15 protein-coding genes are annotated in these 16792 nt (G+C 73.8%); 7 read left to right on the top strand and 8 right to left on the bottom strand.

The features are described from left to right. A partial coding sequence (locus CCN29_RS08700; protein ID WP_442538278.1) for an aldo/keto reductase occupies positions 1–504 on the bottom strand: 504 nt, incomplete at its 3' end. A 223-nt stretch (positions 505–727) separates the two neighbouring features. On the opposite strand from CCN29_RS08700, the gene CCN29_RS08695 reads away from it, so the two are divergent. Next, complete coding sequence (locus CCN29_RS08695; RefSeq protein WP_086680843.1) at positions 728–1267, top strand: snapalysin family zinc-dependent metalloprotease; 540 nt, start codon at positions 728–730, stop codon at positions 1265–1267. 222 nt (positions 1268–1489) lie between these two features. Here the strand turns inward: CCN29_RS08695 and CCN29_RS08690 are convergent, their stop codons facing one another. The 5 genes from CCN29_RS08690 to CCN29_RS08670 form a co-directional block, all read right to left on the bottom strand. After that, positions 1490–2812, bottom strand: a complete 1323-nt coding sequence (locus tag CCN29_RS08690) for a lipase family protein (RefSeq protein ID WP_086680841.1) — start codon at positions 2810–2812, stop codon at positions 1490–1492. Between the two features lie 161 nt (positions 2813–2973). Then, positions 2974–4146, bottom strand: coding sequence for a S1 family peptidase (locus CCN29_RS08685; protein ID WP_031020890.1), 1173 nt, complete (start codon positions 4144–4146; stop codon positions 2974–2976). Positions 4147–4300: 154 nt separating this feature from the next. Continuing rightward, positions 4301–6037: a SpoIIE family protein phosphatase gene (locus CCN29_RS08680; RefSeq protein WP_086680840.1), complete on the bottom strand. Its 1737-nt coding sequence runs from the start codon at positions 6035–6037 to the stop codon at positions 4301–4303. Positions 6038–6209: 172 nt separating this feature from the next. Further along, positions 6210–7196, bottom strand: coding sequence for a hypothetical protein (locus CCN29_RS08675; RefSeq protein ID WP_086680848.1), 987 nt, complete (start codon positions 7194–7196; stop codon positions 6210–6212). Positions 7197–7273: 77 nt separating this feature from the next. After that, positions 7274–8590 carry a cation:proton antiporter gene (locus CCN29_RS08670; RefSeq protein ID WP_031020897.1) on the bottom strand — a complete coding sequence of 439 codons (1317 nt, stop codon included), beginning with the start codon at positions 8588–8590 and terminating at the stop codon, positions 7274–7276. A gap of 105 nt (positions 8591–8695) precedes the next feature. On the opposite strand from CCN29_RS08670, the gene CCN29_RS08665 reads away from it, so the two are divergent. After that, positions 8696–9262, top strand: coding sequence for a DUF2269 family protein (locus tag CCN29_RS08665; RefSeq protein WP_442538277.1), 567 nt, complete (start codon positions 8696–8698; stop codon positions 9260–9262). Between the two features lie 66 nt (positions 9263–9328). Here CCN29_RS08665 and htpG read toward each other — a convergent pair whose 3' ends face one another. Together htpG and CCN29_RS08655 are read right to left on the bottom strand one after the other, a co-directional pair. Then, complete coding sequence (htpG, locus tag CCN29_RS08660; RefSeq protein WP_086680837.1) at positions 9329–11254, bottom strand: molecular chaperone HtpG; 1926 nt, start codon at positions 11252–11254, stop codon at positions 9329–9331. 68 nt (positions 11255–11322) lie between these two features. Continuing rightward, positions 11323–11943 (bottom strand): TetR/AcrR family transcriptional regulator, encoded by a 621-nt coding sequence (locus CCN29_RS08655; protein WP_006135700.1) that lies wholly within the window; start codon positions 11941–11943, stop codon positions 11323–11325. Here CCN29_RS08655 and CCN29_RS08650 point away from each other — a divergent pair. The 5 genes from CCN29_RS08650 to CCN29_RS08630 form a co-directional block, all read left to right on the top strand. Further along, positions 11852–12994 carry an NAD(P)-dependent oxidoreductase gene (locus CCN29_RS08650; RefSeq protein WP_442538279.1) on the top strand — a complete coding sequence of 381 codons (1143 nt, stop codon included), beginning with the start codon at positions 11852–11854 and terminating at the stop codon, positions 12992–12994. The two genes, CCN29_RS08655 and CCN29_RS08650, sit on opposite strands and share 92 nt — an antisense overlap. Before the next feature lie 33 nt (positions 12995–13027). Beyond that, positions 13028–13834, top strand: coding sequence for an alpha/beta fold hydrolase (locus tag CCN29_RS08645; RefSeq protein ID WP_086680833.1), 807 nt, complete (start codon positions 13028–13030; stop codon positions 13832–13834). Beyond that, positions 13831–15078, top strand: a complete 1248-nt coding sequence (locus tag CCN29_RS08640) for a PP2C family protein-serine/threonine phosphatase (protein WP_086680831.1) — start codon at positions 13831–13833, stop codon at positions 15076–15078. The genes CCN29_RS08645 and CCN29_RS08640 overlap by 4 nt, the downstream gene beginning before the upstream one ends. Before the next feature lie 51 nt (positions 15079–15129). Beyond that, positions 15130–15465 carry an STAS domain-containing protein gene (locus CCN29_RS08635; RefSeq protein ID WP_031020911.1) on the top strand — a complete coding sequence of 112 codons (336 nt, stop codon included), beginning with the start codon at positions 15130–15132 and terminating at the stop codon, positions 15463–15465. Between the two features lie 174 nt (positions 15466–15639). Continuing rightward, positions 15640–16792 (top strand): carboxylate-amine ligase (locus CCN29_RS08630; protein ID WP_107481682.1); only part of this gene is annotated, 1153 nt, incomplete at its 3' end.

Below are 16792 nucleotides of genomic sequence, written 5' to 3'. Positions count from 1 at the left end.
GCCGACGTAGAGCGCCTTGCCCTGGCGCACCGCGGTGTCCAGGGCGCCCATGGTCTCCTCGAGCGGCGTGGTGGCGTCCAGCCGGTGCGAGTAGAAGATGTCCACGTACTCCAGGCCCATCCGCTTCAGGGACTGGTCCAGGGACGCCAGCAGGTACTTGCGGGAGCCGCCGCCCTGGCCGTAGGGGCCGGGCCACATGTCCCAGCCGGCCTTGGTGGAGATCACCATCTCGTCCCGGTACGGCGCCAGGTCCCGCCGCATCAGCCGGCCGAAGTTGATCTCGGCGGAGCCGTAGGGCGGGCCGTAGTTGTTGGCCAGGTCGTGGTGGGTGATGCCCAGGTCGAAGGCGCGCAGCGCGATGGCCCGCTGGCTCTCGAAGGAGCGGTCGTCACCGAAGTTGTGCCAGTAGCCGAGCGACAGCAGGGGCAGGTCCAGCCCCGAGCGGCCGGTGCGCCGGTAGCGCATGGCGCCGTCGTAGCGGTCGGGGGCGGCGAGGTGGTTCATCGGTGCGGTCTCCGGTGGTCGTGCGGGGTGTCCCGTGGGACGGTGTTGCTCCTGGGCCCACAGTGCCCCCGGGTGATCCGGAAGTCCAACCGGTACGTCGCATGGGATTGAGCAGCGGGACTTCTGAATCGCCGGGGTCCGGTGATTGACCGGCCGGGCGACGGGAAGCCGCTCCGGAGCGGCACTCCGACCGCCGCGTTCCCCCCCCCACAGGAGGTCGACCATGCGGATCCGTACGCTCACCGGCGCCGTGGCCGCCGTGCTCGTCCTGTCCGGACCCGTCGTGGACGGGCAGGCCGTGGCCGTGAAGACGGCGGACACCGCGGCGCCCGCGGGGGACACCCGGGTGCTCACCTACGACACCAGCCGCGCCGGGGAGTTCGCGTCCGCGGTCGACCGGGGAGCGGCGGTGTGGAACGACAATGTGGACGCGGTGGAGCTGCGGCCGGTGAAGGCCGGTGACTCCGCGGACATCCGGATCGTCGTCGACGCGGGCTGGCCGCGCTCCGTTCCCGGGAGCCTGGGCGGCGGCACCGTGTACTTCGGGCGGCAGGCGGTGGCGGAGGGGCATGACACGGTCCGGATAGCCGCCCACGAACTCGGCCACATGCTGGGCCTGCCGGACCGCAAGCCGGGCCCGTGTTCCAGCCTGATGTCCGGTGCCAGCGCCGGTCCGTCCTGCACGTCCGCCCGCCCGAACGCGGCCGAACGGGCGGAGATCGAGCAGAAGTTCGAACAGGCCCCCGCCGGGCTGTTCACGTGACCGATGTGACGACTGGGGCGATTACCGCTATGGTTGTCTCAGGTCACGGCGAGGACGAACCCCCGCCGACCGACCGTGCGTTGGTGGTCCAAGGAAAGACGCCCCGCTTCCTGCGGGGAGATGCAGGTGCAAGGCCTGCCCGGCGCTCCGCTCCATGAGCCCCGTCCCGCAGCAGCGGGACGGGGCTCGTGCCGTTGTGCCGTGCTCACGGCCGCGCGGTCCTCACCGCTGCGCGGGCAGGGTCCCGCAGTCGGAGCGCGCGGCCTTGCCCGCGAGCCGGTCGGCCAGCCAGGCCACCGCGTCGCCCTGGTCGGTCAGCAGCGGCACCAGATGGTTGGTGAGCAGCTTGTCGCCCAGGTTCGGCAGCCTGACCGCCTTGTAGGTGACGTCGGCGCCCTTCTCGCACCAGTCCACGGCCAGTTGGCGTGCCTGCGCGTGCGGCACGATGTCGTCCTGGACGCCCGTCACCACGCGGACCGGGCCGGTGGGCCGCAGCCGGCCGAGGCGCTGGTCGTCCAGCACGGCCTGGGCGGCGGGCTCGCCGGCGATGATCTCGCCGACGGATTTCCCGCTCTTCGTCCACTTGCTGCTCCTGGTGAAGCCGTAGCCCAGGATCGCGTCGCCCACGCAGGTGGTGGAGATGTCCTTCAGCGCCTTGCGTCCCGCGTCGTTCAGGTTCGCCTCGACGACGTCCCGCAGCACCGGCGCGGCCTGCGCGAAACCGTTGATGGACCAGCCCAGCGCACCGGCCAGCGCGCTGCCGTCGATGCCCTTCGTCACCTCCGTCAGATCGGCGGGCGGCGCGCCGCTGTAGGTGCCGACGAGCGGGACGTCGGGCGCGTAGGTGCGCTGGAGCTCGGCCGCGGCGGCGCTGGCCCCGCCACCCTGGCTGTAGCCGTACATCCCCACCCGGGAGGCGGCGGTGACGGACGCGCCGGGCACGGAGCGCGCCGCGCGGGCCGCGTCCAGCATGGCGTGGCCCTCGTCGACGCGGTTGACGTAGGTGTGCAGCCGGTCGGTGGCGCCGAGGCCGATGTAGTCGGTGACGACGACCGCCGCGCCGGTGGCGAGCAGCCGGTACACGGCGAGGGTCTCGTAGCCGAACGACACGGTCCGCCCGGTGAGGGTCAGCGGGCGCTCCAGGGCGAGGGAGGGCGCGCACTGGTCGCCCTGGCCCATGGTGCCCGAGCCGACGACGGCCAGGGGGCGCGGTCCGGCGCCCTTCCACCGCGCGGACGGCTCGATGTAGGCGCCGGTGACGGCCACCGGCTCGCCGTTCGAGTCGGTCGAGGTGTACATCAGGCGGGTGGCCGTGCCGGGCAGCCGGCGGCCGCCGAGGCCGGGCAGGCTCAGCCCGAGGCGCAGCGGCTCATGGCGGATCAGTTCGCCGTTGCCCGGCGGGAGTTCGGCCGGCGGGGTGTAGAAGGCCGGGATGGTGACGCCCCGTGAGACGACGGGGCCGGTCGCCGCGGCGGGCGACGCGGACGCGCACACGCAGGCCGTCGTCGCGACGACGGTGGTCAGCACGCTGCTGATACGGCTCACGGCTTGCTCCTCGCTGCGGCTGCGGAAGATGAAGCCGAAAACTAACAGCGCTCACTTACCGCTGGTAACCCACAAGTAAGTTACGGACCGGTAACTTTTGTGAACACAAGGAGCGGGCCCCGCCGAGGAGTTCGGCGAGGCCCGCTCGTGCGCGAGGTGTGTCAGGCCGTGTGCAGCGTCAGCCCGTAGCGGTTGAGGATCTCGTTGACCGGCTGGAACCAGGTCTCGCCCCCGCCGGAGCAGTTGCCCCAGCCGCCGGAGGTGACGCCCTGCGCCTGGTCGCCGCTGATGAACGAGCCGCCCGAGTCACCCGGTTCGGCGCAGACGCTGGTCTTCGTCATCTGGTGCACCGCGCCCTGGCTGTAGTTGACCGTCTCGTTCTTGGCCAGCACGTTGCCGCAGTGCCAGTGGGTCGTGGAGCCGGAGCGGCAGATCGACGCGCCGATGGGAGCCTCGTTCGAGCCGCGCACCAGCTGGTCCGAGACGGTGCCCCAGCCGAGCACCACCGGCACGGTCCACCAGCCGCTGCCCACGTTCACCCAGGCGTAGTCGTTGTCCGGGAACGAGGAGCCCTGGAAGTTCCCGATGTACGAGCCGTCCCAGCCGCGCACCTGCTGCCCCGCGCCTCCGCAGTGCCCGGCGGTGACGAAGCCGCCGTGCACCGAGAAACCTATGGAGCAGCGGACGTTGCCCGTGTAGTACGGGTCGCCGCCGACCGTGCCCGCGGCGAACGTGGACGGAGCGTCCGTCACCGTCCGCACGGTCACCGGGCCGGCCGCCCGGGCCTCGCGCACGAAGGCGCGGACATCGTTGTCGGCCCGCCGGTCGTCGACCACGTTCACCACGACCGCGTTGGCGGCCGGGTCCACGGCCCAACTGGCCACGCCGGCCGGCGCGTCGAGCCGGTCGAGGCGGGACTTGGCCGTGTTCAGCTGCCGTTCGGTGTGCGCGACGGTGCGGACGGCGGCACCGGACTCCCGCAGGGTGCGTACGGCCGAGGCGTCGGCGTCCGGGGTGACGGCGACGGTGAGCTTGCCGCTCCGTGCGTCGAACCAGGAGCCGCCGTAGGCGGATCCGGCGGTCTTGCGGGCCTTGGGTGCCAGCGCGGTGGCCCGGCTCTCGGCGGCCAGCCGGTCCTCCGCCTCGGCACGGGTCAGGCCGAAGTCGCGCTGCATGGCGTCGAGCAGCCCGGGGGAGGCGGGCGCGGAGGTGTCGGCCGCGGCGGAGGCGGGGGCCTCCTGTGCCGCGGCGGGGAGTGTGCCGGCTGCCGCCCAGCTGCCGATCAGCAGCGCTGCGGCCACGGCCGCATGCGTGAGCCCGGTGCGTCGTCTCATGGAAGGTCGCCCTTCGTCGTTCCAACAGAGGTGGGGGTGGAACACACGCGTCTGAGAGCGCTCTCTAACGAGTCGGGGCGAAGCCTAGCGGATCGATCATGGCAGGTCTATGCCAAGTGTTCGGCCGGATGTCCGACGGCCGGTCCCAGGAGCGCTACTCCACGGGGACGCGCACCGTGAGCAGGGCCACGTCGTCGTCGTTGCCGGCCGGACGGGTGCGCTCCAGCACCAGGTCGGTGAACCGGGCGGGCGGCTGCTCCGCCAGGGCGGCCGCGTGCGCGCGCAGCAGTTCGAGACCCTCGTCCAGGGACCGGCTCGGCTCCTCGATCAGGCCGTCCGTGTAGAACAACAGCGTGGCCCCGGGAGGCACGTCGGTCTCCTCGTCGGAGCGCGGACGGTCCAGGCCGGTGCCGAGCAGCAGGCCGTGCCCGCCGGTCAGGAAGCGCGCCTCGCCGTCCCGGGTCACCAGCAGCGGCGGAGGGTGCCCCGCGTTGGTCCACGACAGCGTCCACCGTCCGTCCTCCGCACGGGACATGCGGGCGAACAGCAGGGTCGCCATCGTGACGTCGGTGATGCGCGCGGCCGCCCGGTCCAGCCGGGCGACGATGGCGCTGGGCGGCTCCTCCTGCGCCCACGCGTAGGCCCGCAGCACGTTGCGCATCTGAGCCATGCCCGCCGCCGCGTCCAGGTCGTGCCCGACGACGTCCCCGACGGCCAGCGCCGTCGCCCCGTCCGACAGCACGAACGCGTCGTACCAGTCGCCGCCCACCTGCGAGGCGTCCGGGGCGGCCAGGTAACGCGCGCTCATCTCCAGCCCGGGCACGTGCGGCAGCTGGGGCAGCAGATGGCGCTGCATGGTCTCGGCGACCGTGCGCTGCCGCTCGTAGAGCCGGGCGTTGTCCAGCGCCAGACCGGCGCGCCGGCAGATGTCCTCCAGCAGCGGCAGGTCGTCGGCGGTGAACGCCTCGGACTGCTCGGCGCGGCCCAGGGTCAGGGCGCCCAGCACCTCGCGCACGCCCCGTATCGGCGCGACGGCCGCCGAGTGGATGCCGGACTCCGCGAAGAGGCGGCTCTGCTCGGCCGTGAGCGGAGAGGAGTCCGCCGCCGCGTGCGGGAAGGGCCCGGCCAGGGCGGGGGAGACCCCGCGCAGCGCCCGCGCCAGGGGCAGCAGCGAGTCCTCCGGGACGGGCGGGAGGGGCCCTTCGAGGTCCTCGCGCCGCACCAGGTCACCGTGCTCGGCGTGGACCACGGTCGACCGGTGCACCCCGCCCCGCTCGGTGACCAGGTCGACGACCGCCCAGTCGGCGAGCTGCGGCACGACCAGCCGCACCAGCCTGCGCAGCGCCTGTCCGACGTCCAGGGTGGCGGTCAGCTGGGTGGTGGTCTCCGCCAGCAGGGCCAGCCGCTCCAGCTCGGGCAGCGGGCTGCTGAACCGGGTGCCCGGGGTGCGGATCTCCTCCGGGTCGTGCGGCGCGTGGAACAGCACCAGCGTGCGGGCCGCCCCGTCGTCCGTACGGCACGGGGTGACCAGCCAGGACACCGGGACGAGGGACCCGTCGCCGCGCTCGAACCACTCCTCGTCCGACTGCACCGTGCGGCCCGCCATGTAGGCCTGGCGCATTCCGCACTGGGCGCGCGGCAGAGTGGCGCCGTACCGGCTGCGGTGCAGCAGCTCGTGCGCGTCACGGCCGAGGAAGTCCCCGGCCGGGCGCCCCAGCAGCTTCTCGGCCCGCGCGTTCACGGCCACGACCGCGCCCTTGGCGTCCACCACGTACGCGCCTGTGTCGAAGGACGCCAGCAGCGAGATCAGCGACGCCGGCACGGCGGGGGCCGTGCCGCCGCCCGCCGTGGCCTGTGTGGCCTGCGTGTCCTGCGTGTCGTCGTGCGTCATCCCGCGTCCTCCGTCCGGCGGGCGGCGCGTTCCCGCTCCGTCACGTGACGCACCTCCCGTGCTCCGCGCCGTCCGGGCACCTCCGCCCGGCCGGTCCCGCGGGCGGGCGCGGCCCCCGGGTACCCCGGGACCCGCACCCGTCTCTCCCTGTCCTGCCGTCTCGTGTGCCCCGTCACGCCCCGCCCCTCTCCGCCTGTTCCGCCTGTTCCGCCTGTTCTGCCTTGTCGGCCCGGAGCGCGGCGGCGGCCGCCGCGCGTTCGGCCCCCGTCAGGTCCCGCGCGGCCGTCCGGTCACGCTCGCGCGCCTCGCCGAGCCCGGACCGTGCCCGCTCCCGTTCCGTACGCGCCCGGTCGAGCTGTTCCTCCAGGGCGGCCACCCGTTCCCCGGCCTCCCGCTCCCGCTCGCCGGCCTCCGCCAGCGCCGCCGCGGCCTCCTCGCGGGCCGCGCGCCGCTCACCCAGCCGCGCCTCGGCGGCCCGCCGCTCCTCCCGGGCCCGTGCCGCGCGCTCCCTCAACTCGGCGCGCCGCCGCTCGGCCGCCGCGTCCTTCCTCCGCGCCGCCGCGTCCTTCTTCCGCGCCGCCGCCGTGTCCCCGCGCGGCGTCCGGGCGGGCGCGGGCGGCTCGCGGTGGGCCGGAGCGGCGGCGACCGCCTCCGCGCCGAACTCCGAGGGAGGGGTGAGCACCCCTTCCACCCGCCCCGCCTCCCACATCGCGGCCGCCTCCGGGTCGGCGAGCACGGCCCGCAGCGTCGTCTCGACGTCTCGCAGCACCGCGTCCGACAGCGGATGACCCGCCTCCCGGGCCAGCGCCGCCGCCTGCCGCGACATCTCGGAGACGATGCGCCGCCGCTGCGCCGACAGCTCCTTCAGACCGCCCGGGTCGAGCGTGGCGTACGCCTCCCGCAGCGCCCGCCCCAGCTCCAGGAACCGCCGCGCCTCGTCGGGCCGCGACCGCCGCAGCAGGTTCGCGGCCCAGCCGGCCAGCGTGGGCCGGCGGGCGGCGTGGATACGGCGGGCGTCCTCGGCGCGCCGCCGCGTCCGGGCCCGCGCCGCGCGTTCCTCCCGCCGGGCGACGAAGTCCGACGGCGGCAGCGCGTACAGCTCGTCGAGGACCGCCTCGACGTCGTCCCCGGGGGCGGACCGCCCGTCCTCGCGCCGCATGATCCCCACACAACACCGAACCCGGCGGCCCCGCACATCGGGACGGACCGCCCGCCGTGCGGCCCGGGGCCGGGCGTTCACAGGCGCTCGCCCGCCACTTCGTGGTCGTCGGGATCCGGCCCGGCGCCGCGCGCCTTGGCGCGGTGCAGCCGCAGCCGGTCCAGGCGGGAGACGACGGGCGTGGCGCTCACCCCGTGCAGCACCACCGAGGCGAGCACCGTGAACGTCACCACCGCCCACAGCACCTCGGCCGGCACCCCGAAGTCGTGCGAGGCCAGCGCGTACGCCAGGTAGAACAGGGAGCCGATGCCGCGGACGCCGAAGAACGCGGTGACCACCCGCTCCCGCGGCCCCGCCGCCGCGCCGAGCTGGGCGGCCCACCCCGTCACCGGGCGGACGACGAGCAGCAGCAGCACGCCCACCAGCGCGCCCTGCCAGCTGAGCGGGGCCAGCCCGCCCTGCGCGACGAACGCCCCCAGCAGGAACAGCAGCACGGCCGTCAGCAGCCGCTCGATCTGCTCCACGAAGTCGTGCATCACCGTGTGGTACCCGTGCGAGCGCTCCGCCGCGCGGATCCGGCACGCGGTGACGAACACCGCCACGAAGCCGTACCCGTGCACCAGCTCCGTCACCCCGTACGCGAGGAACGTCGCGCCGAGCGCCACGAACCCCTCGCTGTGCTCCGACAGCCGCATCGCCCGCCACTTCGCCCGGAAGAACAGCCGCCCCAGCAGCGCCCCGACGGCCAGCCCCGCCGCCACGCCCGCCGTGCACTTGTAGAGCACCTCGACCAGCAGCCAGTGGCCGACGCCGCCGCCGGTGACGTTCCCGCCGGCGGCGGCCAGGGCCATCGCGGCGGCGACGAACGGGAAGGCGAGGCCGTCGTTCAGCCCCGCCTCACCGGTCAGGGTGAAGCGGACCTCGTCCTCGTCGTGCTCCGCGTCCGTCGGCTCGCCGACACGCACCTCCGAGGCGAGCACCGGGTCGGTCGGCGCGAGCACCCCCGCCAGCAGCAGCGCGGTCGCCGCCGGCCAGCCCAGCAGGCCCCAGGCGAGGGCGGCGACGGCGGCCATGGTCAGCGGCATCGTGATGCCGAGCTGCCGCCACACCCCTTGCCAGCTCGCGAACCCGAAGGGCCGGTTCAGCGCCAGGCCCGCGCCCATGAGGGAGAGCACCACGCAGATCTCCGCCAGGTGCTCCACCCACACCCCGTCGGCCACCGGGTCGATCTCCGGCAGCGGAAGCGGAAGCAGCTGGACGAGGACGCCCAGAACCAGGAACACCAGGGGCAGCGACAGCGGCCTGCGGGCCAGCAGCCGCGGCAGCGCGGCCGCGCCCAGGGCGACCGCGCCGAGGAGCGCGAAGAGGAAGTCTGCTGTGGTCACCGCTGACATGTGCCCCCGCCCTCGGCTCCGTACGCAGCGGGCGTGCGGGAAGTGCGCGGACCCACGTCCGTCACGTACGCCCGTGTCGGTACGCGGGGTTACTCCCGCCGTGGGATGTCCGCGCGGGGCCGGCCCGGCATCGTGGACGGCGTGACACTCCACCGCCCCGCACGCAGGGCCTTCCTCGTCGTCCATGTCGTCGCCTCCGCCGGCTGGCTGGGGCTCTCCGCCGGGCTGCTCGCGCTCGGCCTGGCCGCGAACACCACCGGGTCGGCCGCCACGCTGGAGGCGGCCGTGCGCTCGATGAAGCTGTTCGCCGACTGGCTGCTGCTGCCGGTCGCCCTGCTGACCCTGGCCAGCGGGCTGGTGCTGTCCCTGGGCACGCCCTGGGGGCTGGCCCGGCACCGCTGGGTGTGGACCAAGTTCTGGCTGACCCTCGCCACCACCACGGCGACCGTCCTCGCGCTGCGGCCGGGCGTGCACGAGGCGGTCTCGGCGGTGTCCGCGGGGCACCCGCTGCCGGACGGCGGCGACGTCCTCTTCGGACCGGTCGTGTCCCTGTCCGCGTACGTCTTCATGACGGTGATCTCGGTCCTCAAACCCTGGGGCCTGACCCGCCGAGGCAGGCGGCTGCGGGAAGCCGCCCGCAGGAGGACGCCTGCCGAGCCCGCCCGCGTCTGACGGGCGGGGCCGGCGGGCGGACGCCTCCTCGGGCGGGGAGCGTCACCGTCGGCGGGCCGCGTCACCTCACAGCGTGCGCTCCAGGCGGTCCGCCGTCAGCTGTACGAAGCGGGACGGGTCCTTGGGGCGGCCGCCCTCCGCCACCACGGCCAGGGTGTACAGCAGCTCGGCCGTGTCGGCGAGCTCCGCGCGGTCCTCGCGCTCCCCGTACGCCTCGTTGAGCCCCTTCACCAGGGCGTGGTCCGGGTTGAGCTCGAGGACGCGCTTGCTGCGCGGCACCTCCTGGCCCATGGCCCGGTACATGTTCTCCAGCGCCGGAGTGAGGTCGTCCGCGTCGGCGACCAGACAGGCCGGGGAGCGGGTGAGCCGCGTCGACAGGCGCACCTCCTTGACGTCGTCGTCCAGCCGCTCCCGCATCCAGCCGAGCAGCCCCGCGTACGCCTCCGCCTGCTGCTTCTGCTCGTCCTCGCTCCGGTCGTCCTCCCGCGCGTCCAGGTCGATCTCGCCCTTGGCGACCGACCGCAGCCGCTTGCCCTGGAACTCGCCGACGGCGTCCACCCACACCTCGTCGACCGGGTCGGTGAGCAGCAGCACCTCGATGCCGCGCTCACGGAACGCCTCCATGTGCGGGGAGTTGACGATGGCCTCGCGGGACTCGCCGGTGACGTAGTAGATGTCGTCCTGGTCCTCGGGCATCCGCTCCACGTACTGCGCGAGCGTGACCGTCCCGTCGTCCTCGCGCGTGGAGGCGAACGACGCCACGGCGAGCAGCGCGTCCCGGTTGTCCGGGTCGGTGACCAGGCCCTCCTTGACCACCGCGCCGAACTCCCGCCAGAACGTGGCGTACTTCTCCGGGGCGTCCGCCAGCATGCTCTTCACCGAGGACAGCACCTTCTTGGTGAGCCGGCGCTGCATCATCCGGATGTGCCGGTCCTGCTGGAGGATTTCGCGGGACACGTTGAGCGAGAGGTCCTGCGCGTCGACCACGCCCTTGACGAACCGCAGGTACGCCGGAAGCAGCGCCTCGCAGTCGTCCATGATGAACACGCGCTTCACGTACAGCTGGAGGCCGTGCCGCATGTTCTGCTGGTACAGGTCGTGCGGGGCGTGCGACGGGAGGAACAGCAGGGCCTGGTACTCGAAGGTGCCCTCCGCGTGCAGCTGAATCGTCTCCAGCGGCTCCCGCCAGTCGTGGCCGATGTGCTTGTACAGCTCGTGGTACTCGTCCTCGGACACCTCGTCGCGCGGGCGCGCCCACAGCGCCTTCATCGAGTTCAGCGTCTCGGGTGCGGCGGTCCCGCCGTCGTCCCCTTCCCCGCCTTCCCCGCCCTTCGCGGCCTGCTCGCCGACGAGCCTGATCGGCCAGGTGATGAAGTCCGAGTAGCGCTTGACGATCTCCTTGATCTTCCACACCGACGTGTAGTCGTGCAGCTGGTTGTCCGGGTCGGCCGGCTTGAGGTGCAGCACGACGGAGGTGCCCTGCGGCGCGTCGTCGACCCGCTCCAGCGTGTACGTGCCCTCGCCGCGCGAGACCCACCGGGTGCCCTGCTTCTCGCCGGCCTTGCGGGTCACCAGGGTCACCTCGTCGGCGACCATGAACCCGGAGTAGAAGCCGACGCCGAACTGCCCGATCAGCCCCTCCGCCCCGGCCGCGTCCTGCGCCTCCTTCAGCTCCTTGAGGAACTGCGCCGTGCCGGAGTTGGCGATGGTGCCGATCAGCTCGCCGACCTCGTCGTACGACATGCCGATGCCGTTGTCCCGCACGGTGAGCGTCCGGGCGTCCCGGTCGATCTCCAGCTCGATGTGCAGGTCGGAGACGTCGGCGTCGAGCGCGTCGTCGCGCAGCTTGGCCAGCCGCAGCTTGTCGAGCGCGTCCGAGGCGTTGGAGACGAGCTCGCGGAGGAAGACGTCCTTGTTCGAGTAGACCGAGTGGATCATCAGCTGGAGCAGCTGACGGGCCTCTACCTGGAACTCAAACGTTTCGGTCGACATGGTTCGCGATTACCTCACAGGTCCGTGAAACGCCGGATAGTGGCGCGATCACTGTAGTCAACGCGGCGTCAGCCCCCGGCGGTTCCGCCCGGCGCGGCCGGGGCCACCGCCGCGTCCAGCAGGGGGCCGAGCTCGCGGACCGCCGTCGTCAGGGCGCGGACGCTGCGCTCGGCCCGGGCGATGAGCAGCGCCCCCTCGAGGGAGCTGATCATCAGCGTGGCGAGCGGCCGGGCGCGCTCCCCGGGCACGCCCATGTCCGTCAGGGCGGCGGCCACCGCGCCCGTCCACCGCGCGAAGGCGTCCTCGGCGGCCTGCCGCGTGGAGTCGGCCGCACGGGCGCGGTCCACCGTGGCCGCCGCGACCGGGCAGCCCCCGTCGAACCCCTCGGCCTCGTACTCGTCGGTCCACTGGCGGACCATCTCGGCGAACAGGCCCGACGGCGTCGGCTCGGGCAGCGCGGCCAGGAAGCGCGCCACCCGGTTCCCGGCGTACCGGCCGGCCCAGCCGACGGCCTCGTTGACGAGCTGCTCCTTGCCGCCGGGGAAGTAGTGCTGGAGCGATCCGCGCGGCGCCCCCGCACGGGCGGCCACCTCCCGCATCCCCGTCGCGCCGACCCCCTCGCGCCGGATCAGCTGGGCGGCGCTGAAGACCATCCGCTCCCGCGGCCCCCGCTCGGCGGCCCCTGCCATCCCGGCCTCCCCACGTCGTCCGCGTCCGCCCCGCATCCTGCGCAGGCCACTCTATGACCGCCGTCATAGGGGCCGCTACTATGACAGCCGTCATAGTGCTGATTCACGGAAACCGGGCCGCCCGGGGAAACGGTGGTGCGCCATGCGCGTGGGCTTCGTCGGACTCGGGGTCATGGGCCGGCCCATGGCGCTCAACCTCGCGCGCGCCGGCACCCCGCTCGTCGTCTGGAACCGCACCCCGGACCGGTGCGCGCCCCTGCGCGACGCCGGCGCCGAGGTGGCCGCGGGCCCGGCCGAGGTCTTCCGGAGGGCGGACACCGTCCTGCTGATGCTGGCCGACGAGGCCGCGGTCGACGCGGTGCTCGGCCGCGGCACCCCCGGCTTCGCCGCCCGCGTGGCCGGACGCACCGTCGTCCACATGGGCACCACGTCCGCCGCGTACTCGGCGGCGCTGGAGCGGGACGTACGCGCCGCCGGAGGCGCCTACGCCGAGGCACCCGTCTCCGGCTCCCGCGTCCCCGCCGAGGAGGGGCGGCTCGTGGCGATGCTGGCCGGCGACCCCGCCGTCGTCGCGTCCGTACGCCCGCTGCTCGCCCCGATGTGTCGGGAGAGCTTCGACTGCGGGACCGTGCCGGACGCCCTGCTGATGAAGCTCGCCGTCAACCTGTTCCTGATCACCCAGGTCACCGGGCTCACCGAGGCGTTCCACTTCGCCGACCGGCACGGACTGGACCGCGCCCGGTTCCTCGACGTGCTGGACGCGGGACCCATGGCCAGCTCCGTCTCCCGGATGAAGGCGCCCAAGCTGCTCGCCCGGGACTTCGACGTCCAGGCCGCCGCGGCGGACGTGCTGAAGAACAATCGCCTGATCGCCGAGGCCGCCCGCGCGGCCGGGGTGGCCTCCCCGCTGCTCGACGCGTGCCACGCCCTTTTCGAGGAGACGGTGGCGGGCGGACACGGCGGCGAGGACATGGTGGCCGTGCTGCGCGCCCTGGAGGCCCGCACCGACGGGACACCCGCGCCCCTCGCGGGCCCCGCCCGGACCTGGTGAGGGTGTCCGCGCCCGGCGTGCGAGCATGGGTGGATGAGCATCCGCCGCAGGAACAACGTCCGCGTGACCGGAGCCGCCACCGGGCGTCCTGTTGTCCTCGTGCACGGCTTCGGCTGCGACCAGAACATGTGGCGTCTGGTCGAGCCGCTTCTCGCCGAAGACCACCCGCTGGTGCTCTTCGACTACGTCGGTGCCGGGCGCAGCGACCTGTCCGCCTGGCAGGAGGACCGTTACTCCTCCTTGGACGGATACGCCCGCGACCTGGTCGAGGTCTGCGAGGAGCTGGACCTGCGCGACGCGGTGGTAGTAGGGCACTCGGTGAGCGCCATGACCGGCGTGCTGGCCGCGGCCGCCGCCCCCGAGCGCATCGGCGCCCTGGTCATGGTGTGCCCCTCACCCCGCTACATCGACGAGGACGGTTACCGCGGCGGCTTCTCCGCCGAGGACATCGACGAACTGCTGGAGTCCCTGGAGTCGAACTACCTCGGCTGGTCCGCGACCATGGCCCCGGTCATCATGGGAAACCCGGACCGTCCGGAGCTCGGCGAGGAACTGACCAACAGTTTCTGCGCGACCGACCCGGACATCGCCCGGGTCTTCGCCCGCACGACGTTCCTCTCCGACAGCCGCAAGGACCTCGAGACCGTGACCGTCCCCACCCTGATCCTGGAGTGCGATCAGGACGTCATCGCGCCTCGCGAGGTCGGCGCGTACGTCCACGCCGCCGTGGAGGGCAGCGAACTGCTCACCCTCGACGCCGTGGGCCACTGCCCGCAGCTCAGCGCCCCCGAGGCCACCGCCTCGGCGATCCGCGCCTTCCTGTCCTCAGGAGCCCGTTGAGCCCGGGCGCCGCGGACGACCCCGGCGTCGAGACGCCCGGCACCCGCCCCGCGTTCAGCTCCCTGCTGGAGGACTCGGCGGAGGACCTGTACGAGTCGGCGCCGTGCGGCTATCTGTCCACCCTGATGGACGGCACCATCGCCAAGATCAACGCCACCCTGCTGGGATGGCTCGGCCTGTCCCGTGAGGAGGTCGTCGGCCGAAAGCGGTTCAGCGACCTCCTCACGGTCGGTGGCCGGCTGTACCACGAGACGCACTTCGCCCCCCTGCTGCGTATGCAGGGCCACCTCGGCGGAGTGGCGCTGGAGATGCGCACCGCCGCGGGACCCCGGCTGCCGGTGCTGGTCACCTCCACCCTCAAGCGCGGCTCCGACGGTGAGCCGCTCCTGATCAGGACCACCGTCTTCGACGCCACCGACCGTCGCGTCTACGAGCAGGAACTGCTGCGCGCCCGCCGGGCCGCCGACGAGGCACGCGAACAGGCCGAGGCCGACCGCGCCCAGCTGCGCGAGGCCCTGGCCGTGCTCCAGCGCAGCCTGCTGCCCGCCGCCCTGCCCGACCTCCCCGGCGTGGAGACGGCCGGCTATTACCACACGGCCTCCCCGATGGAGCTCGGCGGCGACTTCTACGACCTGTTCCCGGTCGACGACACCAGGACCGCGTTCTTCCTCGGCGACGTCTGCGGCAAGGGCCCCCAGGCCGCGGCCCTGACCTCGCTCACCCGCTACACCCTGCGCGCCGCCATGATCCAGGACGCCGACCCGGTGGACGATCTGAGCGTCCTCAACCGGGCCCTCATGGAGCGCTACACCGGCGACGACCCGCGCTTCTGCACCGCCGTGGCCGGCGTGTTCGAACGAGCGGGGGACACCCTGCGGGTGCGGCTCGCCTCCGGCGGCCATCCCCCCGCGCTGGTCCTGCGCAGCGGCGGCACGGCCGAGTACCTGCGCACCCGCGGCGGCATGCTCGTCGGCGTGCTCCCCACGGCACAGTTCACCGAGGTGAGCACCGTGCTGCGGCCCGGCGACACGCTGCTGCTCTACACCGACGGTCTCACCGAGGCCCGCGTCGGCCCCGGCCGCCGGCTCTACGGCTACGAGGCGCTGCTGGCGTTCGCCGCCGCCCGCGCCCCCGTGGGCAGCCGCGCCCTCGTCGACGCCCTCACCGGTCTGCTGCGCGACTTCGGCGACGGCCTCGACGACGACACCGCGCTCCTCGCCATAGGCGTCCCCGCCACCCCTTGACCCGCGTCATCCCCGACGCACCCGTTTCACGGAACGAACAGAGCGACCCCCATGAAACCCCTGACGATCGTCTCGTCCCGCACGCCCGCCGGCCCTCTCCTCGAGGTGGCCGGCGACCTCGACCACAGCAACGCGCAACAACTGCGCCGGGCCGCCGCGGGCGCGGTCCTCTCCGCCGGGCTGCTGCTCGTGGTGGACCTGGGCGAGCTGGGCTTCTGCGACTCCAGCGGCATCACCGCGCTGATCGCCGTCCGCAACCACGTCGTCGCGGCCGGAGCCGGACTGGTCCTGGTGGCCGTGCCGGAGACGCTGCGCCGCCTGCTCAGCCTCACCGGCCTCGACCAGGTCTTCGACCTGCGCGACAGCCACCGACTTCAGGCGTACTGACCGCCCGCGTCCAAGGACCGCACACCCCCGCCGTCGGGGTCCGTACACCGTTGACGAGGGCCGTTCGATTGCTTGTGCGCCATCCGGGGCACCCGGGATGTGCCGAAAGCGCCGCCGGTGGCTCCCGAGCCGTCGCGGGGCCGGCACAGGACTACGGGCAAGGGGAAACCGGCGGTGACGGTGCGTATCGGAGCAGAGGAAGAATTCCACGTCCTGGACGCGGAGAGCGGGCGACTCGTGCCACGGGCCGGGCTGCTGTTGGAAAGACTCGGCACCACCGGTTTCAGCAGCGAGCTGCAGCAGTCGGCGGTGGAGAGCAACAGTGAGGTCCACGACACCCTGGACGGGCTCTACGCGGACCTGTCCGGCACCCGGCGCCGCCTGGCCGCCGCGGCCGCCGCGGAGGGCCTGGCCGTCGTCGCCGCAGGCACCGTGCCGCTGGCCCGGGTGACCCCGCGCGACGTCACGGCCGACGCCCGCTTCCGGCGGATGGCGGACGAGTACCGCCGGGTCGCCGACGAACAGCTCATCTGCAGCGCCCAGGTGCACGCCGACGTGCCGGACCGCGACACCGCGGTCCGCGCCATGTGCCTGGTGTCGCCCTGGCTGCCGCCGCTGCTCGCGCTGTCCGCCAGCTCCCCGTACTGGCTGGGCTCCGACACCGGCTACGCCTCCTGGCGCACCATGCTGTGGCAGCGCTGGCCCACCGCGGGACCGGCCGGCTGCTACCGGGACGCCGCCGAGTACGACGCCGCCGTCGCGGAACTGATCGGCTCCGGTGTCATCAGCGACACCGGCATGCTCTACCAGGACGTACGCCCCTCCGCCCATCAGCGCACGCTGGAGCTGCGGATCGGCGACGCCTGCCCCCGCGCCGAGACGGTCGTGCTCATCGCCGGACTGTTCCGGGCGCTGGTGCACGACGCCTGCCACCGCCTGGAGCGCGGCGCCGACCCGCGCTGCGACGGGCACCACGAGTGGCTGCGCGCCGCCGCCTGGCGGGCCGCGCGCTCCGGCCTCGAAGGACCGCTGGTGGACCCGTGGACCCGCCGCGCCGCCCCCGCCCACCTGGTGCTGCGCCGCATGCTGCACCGGCTGCGCCCGGCGCTGGAGGCGTCCGGCGACTTCGGCACCGTACGCGACCTGCTCGACGAGGCCCTGGCCGCCGGCAGCGCCGCCCACCGGCTGCGCCGGACCGTGCGGGAGGCCGACCTGCCCACCGGCATCGACCTGCTCGTCACCGAGACGCGCGGCGGCCGTCTCCCGGCCCGCGCCGGCGCCCGCCGCCCGCGCCCCCAGGTCACCGCCCGGCACACGGCCGGCCGCC

It is taken from the genome of Streptomyces pseudogriseolus (genome assembly GCA_002154585.1).
Classification (GTDB): Bacteria; Actinomycetota; Actinomycetes; order Streptomycetales; family Streptomycetaceae; genus Streptomyces; species Streptomyces pseudogriseolus.
Note: the sequence above shows the minus strand (reverse complement) of the source record. Positions and strands in the feature narration are given on the sequence as shown.